This is a genomic window from Nocardiopsis sp. NPDC058789 (genome assembly GCF_042745575.1).
In the GTDB taxonomy this organism is placed as follows: Bacteria; Actinomycetota; Actinomycetes; order Streptosporangiales; family Streptosporangiaceae; genus Nocardiopsis; species Nocardiopsis eucommiae.
The window spans coordinates 297,067-316,239 of record NZ_JBHYOW010000005.1 but is presented as its reverse complement, the minus strand read 5'-3'; the positions used below and the strand labels follow the sequence as shown (position 1 = coordinate 316,239).

Sequence of the window (19,173 nt, the reverse complement as noted above, 5' to 3'; positions counted from 1 at the left end):
ACGCTCCCTCCTTCCTCAGCCGTCACCGGCACGTCGCGGTTCAGGAACCCTGGTTGCCCTTGCCGTTGTCCTCGTCGACGATCTCGGCGTCGACCACGTCGGCGTCCTCGGTGGAGGAGTCGGCGTTCTCGGAACCGGGCTGGGCGGCGCCCTCACCCTGCTGGCCCTGGCTGTAGATCGCGGAACCGATCTTCTGGCTGGCCAGCGCGACCTTCTCGCTCGCGGAGCGGATGGCCTCGGTGTCGGTGCCCTCCAGAGCGGTCTTCAGCTCGGCGACGGCGGCCTCGGTCTCGGAGCGGACGTCCGCCGGGACCTTGTCCTCGTTGTCCTTGATGACCTTCTCGGTCTGGTAGACGAGGGACTCGGCGTTGTTGCGGACCTCGGCCTCCTCGCGGCGCTTGCGGTCCTCCTCGGCGTACTGCTCGGCGTCGCGGACCATCTGGTCGATGTCGTCCTTGGACATGGCCGAACCACCGGAGATGGTGACGGACTGCTCCTTGCCGGTGCCCAGGTCCTTCGCGGTGACGCTGACGATGCCGTTGGCGTCGATGTCGAAGGCGACCTCGATCTGCGGGACGCCGCGCGGCGCCGGGGGCAGACCGGTCAGGTCGAAGACGCCCAGCTTCTTGTTGTACTGGGCGATGTCACGCTCGCCCTGGTACACCTGGATCTGCACGGACGGCTGGTTGTCGTCGGCCGTCGTGAAGATCTCGGAGCGCTTGGTCGGGATGGTCGTGTTGCGCTCGATGAGCTTGGTGAAGACGCCGCCCTTGGTCTCGATGCCCAGGGAGAGCGGGGTGACGTCCAGCAGCAGGACGTCCTTGACCTCGCCCTTGAGCACACCGGCCTGGAGCGCGGCACCGATGGCCACGACCTCGTCCGGGTTGACGCCCTTGTTGGGGTCCTGGCCGCCGGTCATCTCCTTGACCAGCTCCGCGATGGCGGGCATACGGGTCGAGCCACCGACCAGAACGACGTGGTCGATCTGGTCCAGGTTGATCCCGGCGTCCTTGATGACCTGCTGGAACGGGGTCTTGGTCCGCTCGACCAGGTCGGAGGTCAGCCGCTGGAACTCGGCGCGGGTGAGCTTCTCGTCCAGGTGCAGCGGGCCCTCGGCGGAGGCCGTGATGTAGGGCAGGTTGATCTGCGTCTCGCTGGAGCTGGAGAGCTCGATCTTGGCCTTCTCCGCGGCCTCGCGCAGGCGCTGGAGCGCCATCTTGTCCTTGGCGAGGTCGACGCCGTTGGAGTTCTTGAACTTCTCCACCAGCCAGTCGACGATCGCCTGGTCCCAGTCGTCGCCACCGAGGTGGTTGTCGCCGTTGGTCGCCTTGACCTCCACGACGCCGTCACCGACCTCCAGGAGGGAGACGTCGAAGGTGCCGCCACCGAGGTCGTAGACGAGGATCGTCGCCTCGTCCTCCTTCTCCAGGTGGTAGGCGAGCGCGGCCGAGGTGGGCTCGTTGATGATGCGCAGGACGTTGAGGCCCGCGATCGTGCCGGCCTCCTTGGTGGCCTGGCGCTGCGAGTCGCTGAAGTAGGCCGGGACGGTGATGACCGCGTCGGTCACGTCCTCGCCCAGGTAGGCCTCGGCGTCGCGCTTGAGCTTCTGGAGGATGAAGGCGCTGATCTGCTGCGGGTTGAACGTCTTGTCGTCGATCTGCACCGACCAGTCGGTGCCGATGTGACGCTTCACCGAGCGGATGGTCCGGTCGACGTTGGTGACGGCCTGACGCTTGGCCACCTCGCCGACGAGCACCTCACCGTTCTTGGCGAAGGCCACGACCGAAGGGGTGGTGCGGGAGCCCTCGGCGTTGGTGATGACCGTCGGCTCGCCACCCTCAAGGACCGCGACACACGAGTTCGTCGTACCGAGGTCGATTCCGACCGCACGTGCCATGGTTGTTTCCTCCGTCAAAGTTGAGTCGTTCAGGCGTAAGTTTGCTTCGTCGGGTTGGGGCTGTCAAGTCAGTTGAGTCGACCCCACTCAAGTTACTTCCTACGCCCTGACAACGGGCGGCCCGGCGGGGATGTTCCCGACCAGGGGTGATTTCACGAGGGGAATGGGTGAACCCCGGGACAACTCGGGGACATCCTTGACCTGGAAACCAGGGACCCCGGGGGCGTCTCAGGGTCGCCCTCCGGGGCGGCGCGGGGAGTCGGGGGTCGCGGCGGGGTCGCGGTCCGGTTTCGGGTGTCGCGACGTGGCCGGGGCGGAGTTCCGGGGGCTTGGTGCGACTGCGGTCCGGTTTCGGGTGTCGCGACACGGCCGGTGTCGGATTCGGGGCCGTGGCGCGGACGCGGCCCGATTGCGGGTGTCGCGACGCGGTCGGGGCGGAGTTCCGGGGTCGGGTGGCCCGGGCCCTGCTCCCGGTCCGCTTTGATGGGGGGTGCGCGGTGTGTTCGGGAGGCTCGGGCGCACCCGCGTGGCGGAAGTCGCGTCGCGAGTGGCTACGGTGGCACCCGCCGCCGCGTGGCCGGACCCGGGGCCGGTGGCCGCCGTGCTATTACTCGCTAGTAACATCAACAGGGACCACCGGTGTGTGGCGCACCGGTGACAGAAGCAGGATGGGAGGCCACGGACGATGCATCCTCTGTACTTGACACTGGGCGTCATCACCTCGGTCTTCGCCGTGGTCGCGTTCACCTTGTTCGGTCTGGCCCTTCGCCAGATCGTGCGAACCGTGGGTGTCGGCCGAACGGTGGAGCCGGAGCGGAAGGGACCGTTCGGACAACGGTTCACGATGACGCTCATCGAGATCCTCGGACACACGAGGATGCTCAAGCGGCCGTGGGTCGGCGTGGCCCACTGGTTCGTGATGGTCTCCTTCCCGCTGCTGGTCTTCACGGTGATCGAGGCGCAGGGCGAGGTCTTCGACCCGCACTTCAAGCTGCCGCTGATCCACGACTGGACCCTCTACGGTCTGGCCATCGAGATCATCGCCGGGGCCAGCCTCGTCAGCATCATCGGCCTGACGATCTACCGCCTGTTCAACGGGCCGAAGCGCAAGGGCCGGGACTCCCGCTTCTACAACTCCAGGACGTGGACCGCGTACTACGTCGAGTCCTACCTCTGGGCCCTGCTGATCTCGATCTTCGTGATCCGCGGTCTCAAGGTCGCCATCGGTGACTTCCCCTTCCCGGTCTGGGCCACCCCGATCTCCCACGCCGTCGGCGCGGTCATGCCGACCGGCGCCGCCGTGGCCGAACCCGCGATCGCCCTCGTCGCCGCGTTCAAGCTGATCATCAGCTACCTGTTCTTCGCGGTGCTGTACTTCAAGCTCACCATGGGCATCGGTTGGCACCGCTTCATCGCGCCGTTCAACATCTACTTCAAGCGCAACGCCGACGGCACCCCGACCCTCGGCGCCGCCAAGCAGATGATGGACAAGTCCGGCACCAAGCCCCTCGACTTCGAGGAGGCCGACCCGGACGAGGACCCGTTCGGCGCGGGCAAGCTCGAGGACTTCACCTGGAAGGGCCTCCTCGACTTCACCAGCTGCACCGAGTGCGGCCGCTGCCAGTCCCAGTGCCCCGCCTGGAACACCGGCAAGCCCCTCTCCCCGAAGAAGGTCATCCTCGACCTCCAGAAGCACACCTACGAGAAGGCCCCGTACCTCCTCAAGGGCATCACCGAGGAGACCCTCGCCGAAGCCCCCGACGAGAGCCACGCGGGCGTCGACGTCCTCGCCCTCCTCAACAAGCCGCTGGTCGGCACCGAGGAGGAGGGTGGCGTCATCCACCCCGACGAGCTGTGGTCCTGCACCAACTGCGGTGCGTGCGTGGAGCAGTGCCCGGTCGACATCGAGCACATCGACCACATCCTGGACATGCGCCGGTACCAGGTCATGGTCGAGTCCAACTTCCCGTCCGAGGCCAACACCCTGCTCAAGAACCTGGAGAACAAGGGCAACCCGTGGGGCATGGCCGAGGACCGGCGCATGGACTGGATCGAGGAGCTCGCCTCCCAGGAGAACCCGGTCGAGGTCCCGGTCGTCGAGGACAAGCTCCCCGAGGGCACGGAGTACCTGTTCTGGGTCGGCTGCGCCGGTGCCCTGGAGGACCGCGCGAAGAAGACCACGAAGGCCATCGCGGAGCTGCTGGACATCGCGGGCGTGAAGTTCGCGGTCCTGGGCGGCATGGAGGCCTGCACCGGTGACCCGGCGCGCCGCCTCGGCATGGAGTACGTCTTCCAGATGCTGGCCCAGCAGAACGTGGAGACGCTCAACGAGGCGGGGGTCACGAAGATCGTGGCCAGCTGCCCGCACTGCTTCAACACGCTGGCCAAGGAGTACCCGCAGCTCGGTGGGACCTACGAGGTCATCCACCACAGCCAGCTGCTGGCCAAGCTGGTCGAGGAGGGGCAGCTCACCCCGGTGAACTCGATCGACGAGAACATCACCTACCACGACCCGTGCTTCCTGGGCCGCCACAACAAGGTGTACACGCCGCCCCGCGACATCATGGCGCAGGTGCCCGGCGTCAAGACGCAGGAGATGCACCGCCACAAGGAGCGGGGCTTCTGCTGTGGCGCCGGTGGTGCCCGCATGTGGATGGAAGAGCGGATCGGCAAGCGCATCAACACCGAGCGGGTCGACGAGGCGCTGACCACCAACCCGGACACCGTCTCCACCGCCTGCCCGTTCTGCCAGGTCATGCTCGGTGACGCGATCAACGAGAAGAAGTCGGCGGGCGAGGCCAAGGAGTCGCTGGAGGTCGTCGACGTCTCCCAGCTGCTGCTCCGTTCGGTCAAGGGTGAGAACCCGGCCGCGGGCGGCGAGGAGAAGGAGACCGCCGACGCCCCGTAGCCGTACCGCGTAGCCGTGCCGCGCCGGGGTGAAGCCCGGGGCGGGGCCGCGAACCGCGTCGCCGAGGGGGCGGGGTGCCACGTGCACCCCGCCCCCTCCCGCGTGTGTGGGGGGCGGGGGAGCGGGGGCCGGAGATGGCGGACATGAGTTCCGGAGCGGAGCGCACACCCTCGCGGGTGTCCGGGGACGGGAGCGGTCATGAATCCCTGGGTGGGAGCGCACCCCCTCCCGCGTGTGCGGGGGCGGGGGTGGCGCGTGTCGATACGGCCGTACCGATACGTGGGATCGGATGTGGCGGGCCTGTGCCAGAATGAGCCCGTGCCTAAGGTCGTAGACAGGGAAACCCGGCGGGCTCGGGTCGCCGAGGCGATCCACCGCATCGCCGCCCGGGACGGCCTGGAGGGCGTCAGCGTCCGGGTGGTCGCCGCCGAGGCCGGACTCTCCGCGGGGGCGGTACAGCGGGAGTTCGCCACCAAGGACGAGCTCCTGCACTTCGCGCTGCGCGCCTCCGTCGAGGAGGTGTCCGCGCGCTTCGGCCGGTTCCGGGTCGGCCCGGAGAAGCTGACCGTCGCCGAGGGGCTGCGGCTGGTGCTCCTGGACCTGCTGCCCACCGACGAGCGGCGCTGGGCCCAGACGCGGATCTGGGCCGCCTTCTACGCCCGCGCGGCCGTGGATCCGGTCTTCGCCGGAGTCCTGGCCGAACTGGACGCCCAGGCCCGGACGAACCTCCGCGCCGCCCTGGAGTACGCGCGGGACCAGGGCGAGCTCGCGTCGGGGCAGGACCCGGAGGCCGCGGCGGAGCTGCTGATGGTCATCCTGGACGGCCTGTGGCTCACCTGCGCACGCCTCCCGGAGGGCGCCGACCTCTCCCGGCAGCGTGCGGCGATCGAGTCGGCGGTCCGTCTGGTCACCGGCTGAACCGGGCGTCCCTCGCGCTGCCGCGGACACGGGGCCGGGGCGTGGACGGGTGTTCTGGCCGGGGCGGGCAACGGACGGGGAACGATTGGTGCCCTAGGTCCCGGAAGGAGGTCGCGGGCGGCTTCGTCCCTTCCCTGGGCGGCCCTGACCAGCGCCTTCGTCGAAGTGACGGAATTTCCCGCAGATGTCGGTAAAACGTTTTCCGGATCGGGTGGACACGCGGTGGTCTCCATTCCACGGCGGCGGCGACGATTTCCGTCCTCCCTGATCAGTGCGGCATTCGTGGTGCCCTGGCGGAGCTGCCATTCGCACCGACGTTCGTCCCGCGCCCGCCCCGGAGATGGGACCCTCGGGACGATGTTTCCCAAGAAGAAGGTAACCAATCTCCGGGAGTTCGGAATCCCCGTTGGAAATTGCCGCATTCCACGGACGCGCCCGATCGGAGTCGTGTAGAACGTTGGTGGACCGCCGAGGGGTCGCGCCCGACATCGTGTTGTGAGGGGACGGGCGCGGCTTCGTCCGGCGGCGTTGGCCGCGCCCGTAGGTGGGTTCACGAAGGGCACGTACGGGTGCGGCCGTGTTCCCGTGGCCCGGCGGAGGGGGCCGGACCAAGGGGACGGAACGCGGACGGGCCCCGGGATGACATTTGTCAGCGACGGGGGCGGATGAACTGTCATCAGGGACGGGTGACAGCGACGTCTGTCTGCCGGGGCCCGGCTCGCGGGACTCTGGATCCATGACGACGACAGAGCACGCCGGAGCGACCGCCGCCACCCAGGACCCCACGTCGACCACGGGACCCTCGGTGGTCGTCAGCGACCTTCACCAGCACTACGGCGACTTCGAGGCGGTCAGAGGGGTCTCCTTCGAGATCCGCCCCGGCGAGCTCTTCGCCCTGCTCGGCACCAACGGCGCGGGGAAGACCACCACCATCGAGACGCTGGAGGGCTTCCGCCGACCCAGCTCCGGAACGGTCCGGGTCTTCGGGCAGGACCCCTTCGGCCAGCCCGCCGGGGTGCGCGAGCGGGTCGACGCCGTCCTCCAGGGCAGCGGGCTCATGGAGGATCTGAGCGTCGACGAGAGCCTCCGGCTCACCAGCGACCTCGCCGCCTCCCCCCGCGACGTCGAGGAGATCCTCCAGCTGGTCAACCTCACGGACAAGCGCTCCCTCCGCGTCCGCCAGCTCTCCGGAGGGCAGAAGCGCCGCCTGGACCTCGGCTCGGCGCTGCTGACCCGACCCGAGGTCCTCTACCTCGACGAACCCACGACCGGCATGGACCCCGAGGCGCGGCACGAGACCTGGCGGGTCATCAACGACCTCAAGGAGAGCGGGGTGGCGGTCCTGCTCACCACGCACTACCTAGAGGAGGCCGAACGCCTCGCCGACCGGCTCGCGATCATGCACCGTGGGGAGATCCGGGTGGAGGGCACCCTGGCCGGGGTGCTCGCGGGGTGGGGCGACCGGGTGAGCTTCCTGCTCCCCGGCGAAGTGCGCACCTCCGACCTGCCCGACGTGGCCGGGGCCACGATCGAGGTCGAGACCCGGGACCAGGAACTGTGGGCCACGTACACGGTCACCGGCGGGGACGTGGCCGAGCGCGCCCACCGCGCCGTCGCCGCGCTGATCGCGTGGTCGGCCGAACAGGGGGTCGTCCTCCAGCACCTCCAGGTGCGCGGAGCCTCCCTGGAGGACGTCTTCCTCCAGGTCGCGGACGGTGCCGCCGACCTCGTGACCTGAGGACACGACCCCGATCACGCCGCGCGGCCGGGAGGCATCCGAGGCTCTTCGCGCTCTTCGGGCTGCGGACGGTGCGCCGACCTCGTCCAGCGCGGCCCGGGGCCACCCGAGGCCCTCCCACCCCACCCCGTCACCGGTACCCCGCGCCGCGGCGCGACCCCGGCACCAGAACCAGGAGAGACACCATGAGCACGACCACCACCCGGCCCCCGGCCCCGGCGGCCGGACGGGCCGCGCCCAGCACGCTGAAGCAGACCCTGCGCCTGGCACGCACCGAGTTCACCCTCTTCGTCCGGTACAAGACCGCGCTGATGTACCTGGTGCTGCCGCTGGTCCTCTTCGTACCGCTGCTGTCGACGCCCAGCACACCGGTCTTCGGGGGCTTCACCACCCACGAACTGACGCTCGCGTCGGCCGTCATCGGCATCGGGCTGATGCTGGGGATCGGTCACCCCTCCAACGTGTTCGCCGCACGCCGTGAGTCGCTGGTCCTCAAGCGGCTCCGGGTGAGCGGTGTCCCGCAGACGGCGATCTTCGGCGGCGTGACGGTGGTCGTCGTCCTGTTCTCCCTGGCGATGACGGCCCTGGTCCTCGGCGCGGTCGCCGCTCTCGGCGGCAACCTGCCCGCCGACCCCGTGATGCTGGTGGCGGCGGTGGTGCTGAGCTCCGTCGCGATGACCCTCGTGGGTCTGCTCATCACGCCGCTGGTGCGCAGCGCCGAGTCGGCGCAGATGTTCTCGGTGGTGCCCATGATGGGCCTCCTGATCACCAGCGGGGTGTTCCTCCCGCTCGAACTGCTGCCGGAGCCCGTCCGCATGGTCGTGCAGTTCCTTCCGGTCGCCCCGGCCGCCGAGATGGCCCAGGCCGCCTTCACCGGCTACGACGTGTTCGGCGGGTACGAGGGAGCGGAGGCGCTGGGCACCGCCGCCCTGTGGGGCAGCGCGTTGCCGTCGGTCGGCGTGATGCTGGTCTGGATCGTGGTGCTGTCCCTGCTGGTCCGCCGCTACTTCAGGTGGGACCCGCGCCAGCCCTAGGGAGTGTGGTGATGCTTTCGCCGGTGGTGGCGGGCGCCGGGAAGCGATCCGGAAACGCGACCCGGGGCCGGGCAGCGCCGAGGACACGGAGCCGGGAGGCCGGGACGGGACCTCCCGGCTCCGTCGTGCGGGGCTGGTCGGGCGGCGGATCTCCCGGTGGGGCCCGACTTCGTCGTGCGGGGCCTGGCTGGGTGGTCGGGCCCGACTTCGTCGTGTGGGCGACGGTCGGGTGGGGGATCTCCTGACGGGCCCGGCTGCGTCGTGCGGGGCCTGGTCGGGCGGCGGAGAGGAACAGCCTCCGTAGTGGAGGGGATCCGGCCTGTGGACAACGGCTTCGGGGGGTCGTGTCGGCCTTACGTTGGAAGCCGGTGCCAGACGCGGGGAGGCGGACGTGGTGGAACGGAGCGGGCGCGTGGCGTCCGTGGCGGGGCCCGGAGCCGCCACGGCGTCCCCGGTGCGGGGCGCGGAGGCGCCCGGGTCGTCGGGGATGAGCCCGGGTTTCGCCCGGAGGATCCGCAGAGCCCGGCTGTACTGCCTGTGGAGCATGGCGGCGTTCCCGTTCCTGGTCCCCTTCTGGGCCGGGAGCGGGCTCGTGGTGGACCTCGCCCACGCCAGCGACATCCTCTCCGGGCAGCCCACGTACGTCCTGGTGCTGGCCGTGGTCCGGACCGTCGCCCTGTTCGTCGCCTCGGTGCTGTGCGCCCTGGCGATGATCCGGATGATCCGGGACCGACTGGACGGCAGACCAAGGCCCGACCGGAACCTGTTCCGGAACACCGTCGCGCTGCTCCTGGTCCTGTGCCTCTTCCTGTGGCACACCCCGAGCGCCCTCGCGGTGGGTGCCTCGGCCGGGGTGCTGGTCGCCTTCCTGACCTCGCGGAGGGACCTGCTGCGCCTCCTGGCGGGGGCCCTCGTGGTGACGGCGGTGGGCGCTCTGATCAGCCCGATCAGGACCCCTCTGCTCCCGGGCTCGGACGGCCTCACCGGGTACCTGGGCTTCTCCTCCAGTCTCCTGGGGCACGGCCTGCTCATGCTCCTCTGGGCGGGGTTCCTGTGGCTCGGTTGTCTTTACACGGTCTGGTTGTGGGACGGCATCCGGCAGGTGACGGAGGGCCAGCAGGCCCGCGCGCGGCTGGCGGTGGACGGGGAGCGGCTGCGCTTCACCAACGAGATCCGGGAGCTGCTCCGGCACCGGCTCGACGCCCTGCGGCTCGGTGCCGGGGGCGCCGTGCGGAACGTCCGGAGCGATCCGGAGACGGCGAAGCGGGAGATCGGCCAGGTCCACGAGCTGGCGCGGGCCACGCTGAGACAGGTGCGCTCGGTGGTCCGCGGCTACCGGGACATCGATCTCGACGCGGAGGTGGGTTCGGTCCGCGCCGTCCTGGAGGCCAACGGCACCTTCACGACGGTCTCCGGGCTTGCCGACCTCCGTCTTCCGGCGGACACGTCCGCCCTGGCCGCGTGGGTGGTGCGGGAGGGCGGCACCAACGTCCTGCGGCACAGCCGTGCCCAGCGGTGCCGGATCACCTTCACCGTGGTGCCCGGGCCGGGCCACGGGGAACTGGTCGTGGAACTGGCCAACGACCGGGCGCGGGAGTCCGTCCCGGGCGGGGTCGGGTCCGACAGCGGGCTGGCCGGACTCGCCGAACGGATCGCCGGGGCCGGGGGAACGTTGACGGCGGCGCGGACGGACGACGGCGGTTTCCTGCTCCGCGCGGCTCTGCCCCTCGCGGAACCGGTCCGCGAAGCGACCGGTGCGGGAGGGAACGGCGCGGGTGGGAACGGCGCGGACCCGCTCACACCGGTCGCCGCCGGGCGGGTGCCGGTGGCGTCCGTGCCGGAGGCCTCCGGCACGGACGGAGCTCCGTCCCCGGTGGACGACCCGGAGCTGCTCAGCGACATGGCCAACGACCGGCGGGTCCGGTTCTCCCGACGCATCATCATGGGCCTGATCGGGTTCAACAGCGTGATGATCGTGGGACTGGCCCTCATGGACCTGCGCCTGAGCTCCGAGTTCGGCCTGCCGCTCTGGAGCTCGGTCGTCGGCGGGCTGCTCACCGTGGTGGTCGCGTGCCTGCTCATCCGGCTGCTCCGGGAGCGGGTCGACGGCAACCGGCGGCCCAGCCCGCGACTCTGGTGGATCTCCGTGGGGCTGCTCCTACTGAGCGCGGTGTTCCTGAACAACCCGCCCGTGGTGCTGATCATGATCGGAGCCTGGTGGGGCACCGGGATCTTCTTCACCACCCGTTGGCCCGGCGCGGTGGTCAGCGCGCTGCTGCTGCTCTCGCCCCTGCTGCTGATCCCGACCTTCGGCCCCTTCTTCGCGCCGAACGGAGTCAACCCGTTCGTCTACGGGCTGCTCTGGTTCGTCGCGGTCATCGTGGCCGTCGGCCTCGCCCTGAGCACCTTCGGCACCATCTGGCTGTGGGACATCAGCCGCGAGGCGGTGGCCGGGCAGCGGGCCAGTGCCCAGCTGGCGGTCACCCAGGAGCGGCTCCGCTTCGCCCGGGACATGCACGACCTGCTGGGACACAGCCTCTCCGCGCTGGCGGTCAAGGCGCAGCTGGCCGGACGACTCGTGGACCGGGCCCCGGACCGCGCCGTCAGTGAGATGACCGAGGTCCAGGGGCTGGCCGTCCAGGCGCTCCAGCAGATGCGTTCCGCGGTGAGCGGTGACCGGGAGGCGGACCTGGAGGGTGAGGTGGCGGCGGTCGGCGCGGTCCTGGACTCGGGCGGGACGCGGACCGTGGTCACCGGCCTGGAAGGGCTGGAGCTGCCGCCGAAGGTCGCCGGTCTGGCCGCCTGGGTGGTCCGCGAAGGCGGCACGAACGTGATGCGGCACAGCGACGCGGAGGAGTGCCAGATCAGCTTCCGGCTCACGCGGGACGGAACGAACGTGTCACGGGGCCTGGTGGTGGAGGTGCACAACGACAGCGCGAAGGACGAGACGTCCGGGGGAGGCGACGGCAGCGGGCTGGCGGGGCTCTCCGAGCGGGTCGCCCTGGTCGGCGGAACCCTGTCCAGGGCCAGGACCAGGGACGGCGGGTTCCTGCTCCGCGCCGTGATCCCGTTCTGACCGTCCGCACGGATCCCCGTGCCTCGCGGTCGCCTGCCTCCTGGGTCGCCGCGTCTCGCGGTCCCGGTCCCGTGTCCCGCTTGGGTGACCCGGTTCAGCGGGGTCACCGGTCCCGCGCGGATCCCCTGCTCAGTGGCCTCCTCTCGCGGTTCCCCTGTCCCGCGGCGCCCTGGACCGGGGCGCCGCGGAACGTCCGGGGGGCGTGGGGTCAGACGGTGCCCAGGGTGTCGAAGGCGGCGTCGATCCCCGCCGTGGCCTCCTCGTCGCCGCTGGTGTTGAGTCCGAGCATGAACGCGCCCCGGTCGTCGGTCACCTGGACCACCAGGAACCGGCCGTAGCCGTTCCCGTCGGAGGGATCGCCCAGGGTGGCGCCGAAGGCGGGACGGTCGTCCAGGGTGGTCTCCTCGGAGGGCTCGATCCGCAGGTCCGCGCCCCCGGTGACCAGTTCCCCGGCCATCTCCGTGGCCAGGGACAGCCCGGTGGCCGCGATGGGTTCCAGCGGGCCGAGCTCCTCGGTGCCGGTGACGATCATGGCGTCCGGATCGTCCTCGGATCCGAACACGGTGTACGAGGAGTACTCCGCCGGAACCTGGTCGTCTCCGAGCCGGGCCCACCCCTCACCGGGCAGGACGTAGGCCAGTCCCGACCTGGAGTCGGTGACGGAGCCCTCCCCGCCGGGCGGCGGACCGGATCCGGTGGTCGGTTCCGACTCCTCGGCGGTGTCGTCGGAGGCGGCGTCGTCCCGGGTTCCCGAGCCGTCCCCGTCGGCGCCGGACAGGAACCACCCGATGCCTCCGGCCGTGACCAGGAGGAACAGGAAGGTCACCACGAGCGCGATGGTGAGGGTGACGCGGCGCGCGTTGTCGGGTTCGCGCTCGACACGGCGAGGAGGGCGGTCCGCGGGGGCGCGTGGGTCCGAGCGCTCGACCTCGCGTTCCGGCCTGTCGGGTCCTGCGTGCATCTCGGCTCCTGAGGGGCTGCTGGCCGTTCTGTGGGCTGAGGCCCAACAGGGGCAGTACCCAGTACGAGTCGGCGCGGAGCGGGATGAACGTGGCCAGATCAGGCCGATTCTGGACGGTTCGGTTTCCGAAACGGAGACGAGTGGTGCTTCGGGGGCGGGTGTGAGCTCAGAGGTGCCAGGCGCGCCAGGGCACGAAGTGCGGCAGGACCACGTCGCACAGCGGACGCGAGGCCGACGCGCCGTCCGGGACCGCGCCGTGGACGGGGAGGACGAAGGTGGGCGGGCGATGGCCGTCACGGGCCGGAGGTACCGGTCCCGCGTACCTGGTTTCGGACGGTGTGTCCGGGGCGTCCCCGCCACACGGTCGTTTCGTCCTGCTGGGAGCGGGTTCGCGGGGACTCGGAGCCCCCTGCGGGTGGCTCCCGTCGGGTGAGGTGGTTTCGGACGTCGAGACCGGAGGGTTCCCGGCGTCATCGGTCTCACGGACGCCGTCGCCATCGGGTGGCGGGGCCACGGTGCCGCTGGCCAGGGGAGTCCGGGTCAGGCCCAGCGCGCGGTCGATCTCGGCGGGACTGAGCTGGCGGTCGGTGTCGGCCACCGCGATGAGGACCTCCGCGTACAGCTCGATCTCGTCCAGCGCGACGTGGTCGTGGAGCCGGTCTTCCAGACCCAGGCCGTTCACCACCACTCACCTCCCGGGCACACCCGTGGTCGCAGGACAGGACGTTCGCCCCGCGCGCCGGGGCGATGCGGGCGCGGCGCGACGGAACCGATCCCACAAGGAGAGAGGAGTTCCAGGCTACGGCTGTCGGACCCCGGAGCGCATGACTCTTGTGGGCCAGTGGCGGGCTCATCCGGGTTAGCCAGTGACCCACATCCCCTTGGGGGGAGGGGAAGCGGGGGCCTCCCCCATGCGAGTCACGGTCGGCCGGGGTGCCGACCGCCGCTCCGGCGGCCTCCTCACGTGTGGAACCGGGGCCCGGTACGCGGCACTCGCACGTGCCGGGCCCCGTCACGGGTCGTGAGGCTCCGTCGTGAGTGGCACCTCCCGCCGCCCGGGCCCATGGCGAGGAGGCACGTCCCGCCCCGGGCCCGTCGATCCGTGAGACGCGTCGCGGACCGCTGGGGTGTCGGTGCCCCGCGTCTGCCGGGGCCCATGGTGAGGCGGTACCTCCCGCCGCCCGGGCCCATGGTGAGGCGGCACGTCCCGCTCCGGGCCCGTCGTGAGTCAGCGCCAGATGACGTCCTGGTGCTGGACGGCGTAGGCGGCGTAGGCGGTGGGAGTGTGCTCCAGCACGAGGCGGTCGTCGTCGTTCAGCTCCCGGACGACCTTGCCGGGGAGTCCGGCCCACAGGGTGTTCGGCGGGACGACCTTGCCCGGCGCGACCAGCGACCCGGCGGCGACCAGCGCCCCCCGGCCGACCCTCGCCCCGCCGAGGACGATGGCGCCGATGCCGATGAGCGCCCCCTCCTCCACGACGGCGCCGTGCACCATCGCCTTGTGCCCCAGGCTGACGTCGTCGTGCAGGACGGCGGGCTGGCCCGGGTCGGAGTGGAGTCCGCACTGGTCCTGGATGTTGACCCGCTCACCGACCACGATGTCCTCGGTGTCGGCACGCAGGACCGACCCGTACCAGACACTGCTCTCGGCACCCAGCCGAACACGTCCCACCACCACGGCTCCCGGGGCGATCCAGGCTGTGGGATGGATCTCCGGCTCACCGAAGGGAGCACTGCCGATCCTGGCCTCCGGGCGCGGTTCCATGGCGGGTCCGTCGGTCGCGCTGTCCATACGTGGGTCCTCTCGCTGGGGTCCCCTGGGGTCGGAGGGCAGGAAGTTGACCGCTACGCCCCCGTACGGGGATGATCGCGCATACCTTAGTAAGAACGTGACCAGGGTCCGCACGGCGATGTGCCTGTCACGGCTCTTGACGCCGTGGCGCAGCGCGTGCCTACCTTGGTCGTTTGGACGGTGCCCACGGCGTCACGCTCCGCTCTCGGCCGGTGCCCCTCATCGGGCCGAGCCGGAGCTCCACGGGGGCATCCGCGGGCGAGCCAGACCGAACGGTCCGACGGGTGCTCCGGCGTCACACGGGTACGGGCGACTCTCACCATCTCTCACCATCTGCGACGCGCAGCAACGGTGTACAAGGACATGAAAGGCACATGAGCGATATGTTGCCGGGCGGCGGACTGCAACAAGACCGGTTTCCGACGGTGCGCAAGGGTGGCTACGACAAGGCGCACGTCGACGACTACTACGTCCGAATGGACAATCAGTTCAAGGACCTCCGCGAACGTCTCCAGCGTATGGACGACGAGCTGGAGCAGTACAAGCGCGACCTCGCGATCGCCCGCGAGAAGGCCCAGGTCAAGCCTGAGCACGAGCAGATCAGCGAGCGCATGGCGGAGATCCTCCGCATCGCCGAGGAGGAGGCCAAGGAGCGTCGCTCCCGGGTCGAGACCGAGGTGAAGGAGGCCCAGAAGAAGGCCCAGGAAGAGGTCGCCAAGCACCGCAAGGACTCCGAGGAGCACGCCGAGCGGATCGTCTCCGCCGCGCGTTCCGAGGCCAACGAGATGGTGGGCGGGGCCAAGAAGGAGGCGGACCAGCTCCGTGAGCAGGCCAAGCAGGAGGGCGACCGCCGCCTGAGCGAGGCCGAGGCCCGCGCCAAGAAGATCCACGACACGGCCGACCGCCGCCTGGCCACGCTGACGGCCACGCACGCCGAGGCGCTGCGCCGACTGAAGGACATGCACTCCACGCTGGCCGACCTGGTCACGGCCGAGGACAAGGCGGGTGCCCTGGAGACCGGTCTGTCCCGCGAGGAGATGGTGTCCGCTCCGGCCGAGGCTCCCCAGGGCCAGCAGAACCCGGGCCAGCAGAACCCCGTGCGGCCGAAGCCGGCCGTCAAGCCCGAGAACCGGGCTCCCGAGGGCAAGGCCCCGGAGGCCGCCAAGGCCGCGGAGGCGAAGGCCCCCGAGGCCAAGGCTGCGGAGGGCAAGGCTCCCGAGGCGCCCAAGCCCGCCGCCCAGCCGGAGCACAAGGAGGAGGCCACCACCAAGCTTCCCCCGCTCCAGCAGGAGCCGGACCAGGCCACCGTGCGCATCCAGCCGCTCCCGAAGCCCGATCAGGGTCAGCAGGACGCTCCCAGGCCCGAGGCGCAGCAGGCTCCGAAGCAGGACGAGGGCAAGGGCGGTGAGCCCAGGCCGGCCGCTCCGCAGCCCCCGCAGGGTGCCCGCTTCGACGCCCCGGCCCCGGGGCAGCCGCACCAGTCGAGCGGTCCACAGCAGGCTCCGGCGGCTCCCCCCGCCGACGCCGGGGGTGACCCGGGGATCACCGGCGTGTACCGTCGCCCCGAGGGCGCGCAGCAGCCGCCCGTGAACGACGAGGGCGTGCGGGTCATCCGCAAGCCCTGACTCCGCACCGGACCGGGTTCCCTTCGGGTGCTCGGAGGGTGCGTCACGAGGGCGGGACCAGCCAGTCCCGCCCTTGGTGTTTTGTGGTCAGTTGTAGGGTGACGTCCGCCTTGTCGCAGGCTGTCGGCTACGATGCCGACAGCCATGATTATCCGCGCGGCCATACGGTCCGACCTCGGTGCGATCCTGCGTCTCCTGCGCGAACTCGGTGACACCACCCACACGCAGAGCGCTCATGTTCGCATGTCCTCCGCCGCCGTACGCGCCTGGACCCGTATGGAGAACGACCCCGACCGCACCGTGCTGGTGGCGGAGCGCCGGGGCCAGATCATCGGGACCCTGGACCTGTTGGTGGTGGCCAACCTGACCCATGACGCCCAGCCCTGGGCGGTGGTGGACAACCTCGTCGTCGACCCCGACACCAGACTCCAGGGCATCGGCCGGGCGCTCATGGAGGACGCGGTGGACCGCGCCGCGCACGCGAGCTGCTACAAGATCGAGCTGCTCTCGCACGAGAGCCGCCAGGGAGCGCACCGCTTCTACGCCGCCCTGGGCTTCGACAGCTCCGCCGCGGGTTTCCGCCGCTACCTCTGAGCTCCGGCGCCGAACCCGGCCCGTGACCCCGTGCCCCGTGACCCCGGCTCGCTACCCTTCGGCGGCCTCCGAGCGCCGGGCGGCCCGCTTCGGCCCGCCGCCGCGCAGCGGCACGCCCTTCATGAACGAGACCGCGAGCAGACCCAGCGCGGCGATGGGGATACCGGCCACGAACACGCCCTGCATGGCGTGGTCGAAGGCGCCCACGACCACGTCGCGCACGGGGCCGGGCAGCGAGTGCACCAGCTCGGGTGAGCCCTGCGCGGACTCGGCCGCCTGCTCCAGACCCACCGTCAGATCCAGGGCGCCCGAGTCGGTGCCGTTGGCGGTGTCCAGGGCCAGCGCCTCCTGCGCGGCGGTCGCGGCCGAGGCGAGTTCCGCGTTGAGGCGGCTCACCATGACCGCGCCGAAGGCGGCCACGCCCATGGCTCCGCCCAGGTTGCGGAAGAAGGTGACCGAGGCCGTCCCGGAGGCCAGGTCCTTCACCGGCAGCGAGCTCTGGGTGGCCAGCAGCAGGATCTGCATGTTGAGGCCGAACCCGAGGCCCACCAGCATCTGCCCCACGACCACCGTGGTCAGACCGGTGTCGAACTGGTTCAGGCTCAGCACCGTGAACCCGACCACGCACAGCGCCATGCCGACGACGGTGTAGGCCTTCCACCGGCCGGTCCCGCTGATCGCGAAGCCGGAGCCGATCGAGGTGAGCAGGAACGAGCCCACCAGCGGCAGGGTCATCAGCCCGGAGACGGTCGGGGACATGCCGTGCACCATCTGGAGGAACTGCGGCATGTAGATGATGAGGCCGAACATCATCATGCCCACGGTGACGGAGCCCGCCGAGGCCAGCACGAACGTGCGGTCGCGGAACAGGCGGGTGGGGATGATCGGCTCCTTGGCGCGGCGCTCGACCAGGACGGCGGCGACGGTCAGCAGCACCGAGGCGGCGCCCATGGCGTACGCGGGCACGGAGTTCCAGGGGATCTGGGTGCCGCCCAGGCTGAGCAGGACGATCACCGTGCTGGCGGCGCTGAAGATCAGCCCCGCGCCCAACCAGTCCACGGTGGGCCGGTGGCGCGGGGTGAAGGGCATGCGGAACATGAACTGGATGACGCCGAAGGCCACCACGGCGAGCGGGACGGTGATGAGGAAGCACCAGCGCCAGCCGAGGGGGCTGTCCACCAGGAAGCCGCCGACCAGCGGTCCGAGCACGGTGGAGACGCCGAACACCATGCCGATCAGGCCGCTGTAGCGGCCGCGCTCACGGGGCGAGACGACGTCGCCGAGGATGATGTTGGGCAGCGTGGCCAGACCTCCGACCCCGAGGCCCTGGAGCGCCCGGGCGGCGATCAGCCAGTTGATGTCCTGCGCGAACCCGGCCGCGAGCGAGGCGACGATGAAGACGCCGAGGGCGATCTGGAAGAGGAGCTTGCGCCCCCAGATGTCCGAGAGCTTGCCCCACACGGGGGTGGAGGCGGTCATGGTCAGCAGGGCGGCGGTCGCCACCCAGGCCAGCCGGTCCTGCCCGCCGAGTTCGCCCATGATCGTGGGCAGCGCGGTGCCGATGATCGAGTTGGTGAGCATCGAGGTGAGCATCGCCAGGACCAGGCCGACCATGATGCGCCGCACGACCTGGCGCGGGGGGTACTCGGTCGCGGGTTCGGGAAGGGGTCCGGGGGCGGCCGGGAGGTCCTGGGGGGCGGTTCCGGGGGAGGAGCCCCGGACGGTGGATGTCCCTTGTGCTGACTGTTCCATGAGGCCCCCGATTCCGGACGCACGAAAGCCCCACGGCAAGCACACCGGGGGCAAGCATCCACGTCAGGTATATGTAAACGCTGTTGACCTGTCAAATCGGTATCTCTCCAATGCTTCCGGTATGCGTGGGGTGTACCCAGGTGTCAACCTGGAGTACTGAAAGCCAGATTCGCGGCCACCAAGGGGTGTGCAGATGGAGCGTCCGGAAGAGACCGGAACCGGCGCGGAGGCGCCGACGCGTGGCCGTGAGGCGACCCGGGAGCGCATTCTCGCCAGCGCCAAGACACTGTTCACCAGTGAGGGGTACGGTGCGGTCTCCTCGCGCAAGATCGCCTCGCACGCGGGGGTGAACGTCGCACTCATCAACCGCTACTTCGGCTCCAAGGCCGGTCTCCTCACCGAGATCCTGCGTGAGGACGGCGTCTTCCCCCGGCTCATCGAGGAGGGCGCCCCGGAGGACCTGACGGTGCGGCTGGCCGAACACTCCGTCGGCCGCCTGCACGGTGAGGGCACCCCGTTGCAGCTGTCACTGGACGACTCCGCCGGGGACCCCGACCTCCAGTCCGTCTACCAGGGGCGTCTCAAGAGCGCGCTGATCGACCCGCTCGCGGTCTACTTGGGCGGACCGGACGCCCGCGTGCACGCCTCGCTGGTCGCGGCCGTCCTGCTGGGAGTGGGCAGGGTGCGCCGTGTGGAGGGGGCGACGGCGCTGAGAGCCCACGACCGCGAACAGCTCAAGGAGCGGGTCCTGGCCCTGCTGGAGCTCTGCCTGAAGGACTTCGACGAACCGGAGCCCGAGGGCTCCTGATTGGTTGGGGCCGCGCCGCCCCGCCTCCAAGCCGCCCTCGCCCCGAGTCGCGCCGCCCCCGAGGCGCCCC

At 70.6% G+C, this 19,173-nt stretch carries 13 protein-coding genes; 8 read left to right on the top strand and 5 right to left on the bottom strand.

Going from position 1 to position 19,173, the window contains the following annotated elements:
• Positions 1 to 40 precede the first annotated feature (40 nt).
• A complete protein-coding gene (dnaK, locus tag ACFW3L_RS09280; RefSeq protein ID WP_378738154.1) occupies positions 41 to 1,897 on the bottom strand; it encodes a molecular chaperone DnaK in 1,857 nt (618 codons plus the stop codon).
• 685 nt (positions 1,898 to 2,582) lie between these two features.
• On the opposite strand from dnaK, the gene ACFW3L_RS09275 reads away from it, so the two are divergent.
• From ACFW3L_RS09275 to ACFW3L_RS09255, 5 genes are all read left to right on the top strand, one after another.
• Positions 2,583 to 4,805 carry a (Fe-S)-binding protein gene (locus tag ACFW3L_RS09275; protein ID WP_378738152.1) on the top strand — a complete coding sequence of 741 codons (2,223 nt, stop codon included), beginning with the start codon at positions 2,583 to 2,585 and terminating at the stop codon, positions 4,803 to 4,805.
• 318 nt (positions 4,806 to 5,123) lie between these two features.
• On the top strand, positions 5,124 to 5,723 hold the full coding sequence (locus ACFW3L_RS09270; protein WP_378738150.1) for a TetR/AcrR family transcriptional regulator: 600 nt from the start codon (positions 5,124 to 5,126) through the stop codon (positions 5,721 to 5,723).
• 736 nt (positions 5,724 to 6,459) lie between these two features.
• Complete coding sequence (locus ACFW3L_RS09265) at positions 6,460 to 7,461, top strand: ABC transporter ATP-binding protein (protein WP_378738148.1); 1,002 nt, start codon at positions 6,460 to 6,462, stop codon at positions 7,459 to 7,461.
• A 185-nt stretch (positions 7,462 to 7,646) separates the two neighbouring features.
• Positions 7,647 to 8,495, top strand: a complete 849-nt coding sequence (locus ACFW3L_RS09260) for an ABC transporter permease (RefSeq protein ID WP_378738146.1) — start codon at positions 7,647 to 7,649, stop codon at positions 8,493 to 8,495.
• A gap of 391 nt (positions 8,496 to 8,886) precedes the next feature.
• Positions 8,887 to 11,571 (top strand): sensor histidine kinase, encoded by a 2,685-nt coding sequence (locus tag ACFW3L_RS09255; protein WP_378738143.1) that lies wholly within the window; start codon positions 8,887 to 8,889, stop codon positions 11,569 to 11,571.
• Positions 11,572 to 11,779: 208 nt separating this feature from the next.
• Here the strand turns inward: ACFW3L_RS09255 and ACFW3L_RS09250 are convergent, their stop codons facing one another.
• From ACFW3L_RS09250 to ACFW3L_RS09240, 3 genes are all read right to left on the bottom strand, one after another.
• Entirely contained in the window at positions 11,780 to 12,532 is a 753-nt protein-coding gene (locus tag ACFW3L_RS09250) for a hypothetical protein (protein ID WP_378738140.1), read from the bottom strand.
• Between the two features lie 166 nt (positions 12,533 to 12,698).
• Positions 12,699 to 13,214 carry a hypothetical protein gene (locus ACFW3L_RS09245; RefSeq protein WP_378738138.1) on the bottom strand — a complete coding sequence of 172 codons (516 nt, stop codon included), beginning with the start codon at positions 13,212 to 13,214 and terminating at the stop codon, positions 12,699 to 12,701.
• A gap of 546 nt (positions 13,215 to 13,760) precedes the next feature.
• Positions 13,761 to 14,324, bottom strand: coding sequence for a gamma carbonic anhydrase family protein (locus ACFW3L_RS09240; protein ID WP_378738136.1), 564 nt, complete (start codon positions 14,322 to 14,324; stop codon positions 13,761 to 13,763).
• 383 nt (positions 14,325 to 14,707) lie between these two features.
• On the opposite strand from ACFW3L_RS09240, the gene ACFW3L_RS09235 reads away from it, so the two are divergent.
• A complete protein-coding gene (locus tag ACFW3L_RS09235; RefSeq protein WP_378738323.1) occupies positions 14,708 to 15,949 on the top strand; it encodes a cell division protein DivIVA in 1,242 nt (413 codons plus the stop codon).
• A 144-nt stretch (positions 15,950 to 16,093) separates the two neighbouring features.
• Positions 16,094 to 16,543 (top strand): GNAT family N-acetyltransferase, encoded by a 450-nt coding sequence (locus ACFW3L_RS09230; RefSeq protein ID WP_378738134.1) that lies wholly within the window; start codon positions 16,094 to 16,096, stop codon positions 16,541 to 16,543.
• 51 nt (positions 16,544 to 16,594) lie between these two features.
• Here ACFW3L_RS09230 and ACFW3L_RS09225 read toward each other — a convergent pair whose 3' ends face one another.
• On the bottom strand, positions 16,595 to 18,295 hold the full coding sequence (locus ACFW3L_RS09225) for an MDR family MFS transporter (RefSeq protein ID WP_378738132.1): 1,701 nt from the start codon (positions 18,293 to 18,295) through the stop codon (positions 16,595 to 16,597).
• A gap of 193 nt (positions 18,296 to 18,488) precedes the next feature.
• On the opposite strand from ACFW3L_RS09225, the gene ACFW3L_RS09220 reads away from it, so the two are divergent.
• Positions 18,489 to 19,103, top strand: a complete 615-nt coding sequence (locus tag ACFW3L_RS09220) for a TetR/AcrR family transcriptional regulator (protein ID WP_378738130.1) — start codon at positions 18,489 to 18,491, stop codon at positions 19,101 to 19,103.
• The last annotated feature ends 70 nt before the right edge of the window (positions 19,104 to 19,173 follow it).